The organism is Streptosporangium sp. NPDC000239 (assembly GCF_040300765.1).
Taxonomy (GTDB): domain Bacteria; phylum Actinomycetota; class Actinomycetes; order Streptosporangiales; family Streptosporangiaceae; genus Streptosporangium.
Genome location: NZ_JBEPEI010000048.1, coordinates 1 through 1,852, shown reverse-complemented (window position 1 = coordinate 1,852; position 1,852 = coordinate 1). Strand labels below are relative to the sequence as shown.

General features: G+C 57.0%; 1 rRNA gene. It reads right to left on the bottom strand.

The window, feature by feature from the left end:
• Positions 1-21 precede the first annotated feature (21 nt).
• Positions 22-1,852 (bottom strand): 23S ribosomal RNA (locus ABT340_RS42365); the annotation flags it as partial.

The following is a 1,852-nucleotide window of genomic DNA, read 5'->3' as shown; positions in this document are numbered from 1 at the left end:
GATGGACACAAAAGAAACCTTGAGGTCAAGTCCTCGGCCTATTAGTACCGGTCAGCTCCACACGTTACCGCGCTTCCACACCCGGCCTATCAACCCAATCATCCATTGGGGGCCTTACCCTCTCACAAGGTGGGAGACCTCATCTCAAGGCGAGCTTCCCGCTTAGATGCTTTCAGCGGTTATCCCTCCCGAACGTAGCCAACCAGCCATGCTCCTGGCGGAACAACTGGCACACCAGAGGTTCGTCCGTCCCGGTCCTCTCGTACTAGGGACAGCCCCTTTCAAGTCTCCTACGCGCGCAGCGGATAGGGACCGAACTGTCTCGCGACGTTCTAAACCCAGCTCGCGTACCGCTTTAATGGGCGAACAGCCCAACCCTTGGGACCTACTCCAGCCCCAGGATGCGACGAGCCGACATCGAGGTGCCAAACCATCCCGTCGATATGGACTCTTGGGGAAGATCAGCCTGTTATCCCCGGGGTACCTTTTAGCCGTTGAGCGACGGCGCTTCCACAAGCCACCGCCGGATCACTAGTCCCAGCTTTCGCTCCTGCTCGACCCGTCGGTCTCACAGTCAAGCTCCCTTGTGCACTTACACTCAACACCTGATTACCAACCAGGCTGAGGGAACCTTTGGGCGCCTCCGTTACCCTTTAGGAGGCAACCGCCCCAGTTAAACTACCCACCAGACACTGTCCCTGATCCGGATCACGGACCCAGGTTAGACATCCAAAACGACCAGAGTGGTATTTCACCAATGACTCCACACCAACTAGCGTCGATGCTTCACCGTCTCCCACCTATCCTACACAAACCGTTCCAAACACCAATGTCAAGCTATAGTGAAGGTCCCGGGGTCTTTCCGTCCTGCTGCGCGTAACGAGCATCTTTACTCGTAGTGCAATTTCGCCGGGTCTGCGGTTGAGACAGCGGGGAAGTCGTTACGCCATTCGTGCAGGTCGGAACTTACCCGACAAGGAATTTCGCTACCTTAGGATGGTTATAGTTACCACCGCCGTTTACTGGCGCTTAAGTTCTCAGCTTCGCCAACCCGAAAGTCAGCTAACCGGTCCCCTTAACGTTCCAGCACCGGGCAGGCGTCAGTCCGTATACATCGTCTTACGACTTCGCACGGACCTGTGTTTTTAGTAAACAGTCGCTTCCCCCTGGCCTCTGCGACCCCCACCAGCTCCGAACGCAAAGGTTCATCACCAGCGAAGGCCCCCCTTCTCCCGAAGTTACGGGGGCAATTTGCCGAGTTCCTTAACCACAGTTCACCCGATCGCCTTAGTATTCTCTACCTGACCACCTGAGTCGGTTTAGGGTACGGGCCGCCACGACACTCACTAGAGGCTTTTCTCGGCAGCATAGGATCATCCACTTCGCCACAATCGGCTCGGCATCACATCTCAGACACATGCGTTGCGGATTTGCCTACAACACGTCCTACATGCTTACCCCAGGACAACCACCGCCTGGGCTGGACTACCTTCCTGCGTCACCCCATCGCTTACCTACTACCAGATCAGGCCAGGCGTTCACCCTGACGCCCGCTCCGAAGAGCAGACCGGGTTAAGGACCCTTAGTATCACTGGATTCAGTACTGGCGCATCGTAGCGGGTACGGGAATATCAACCCGTTGTCCATCGACTACGCCTGTCGGCCTCGCCTTAGGTCCCGACTTACCCTGGGCGGATTAGCCTGCCCCAGGAACCCTTGGTCATCCGGCGCAGAAGTTTCTCACTTCTGATTCGCTACTCATGCCTGCATTCTCACTCGCACAGCCTCCACAACTCGGTCACCCGGCTGCTTCTCCGGCCGCACGACGCTCCCCTACCCATCCACACACCCA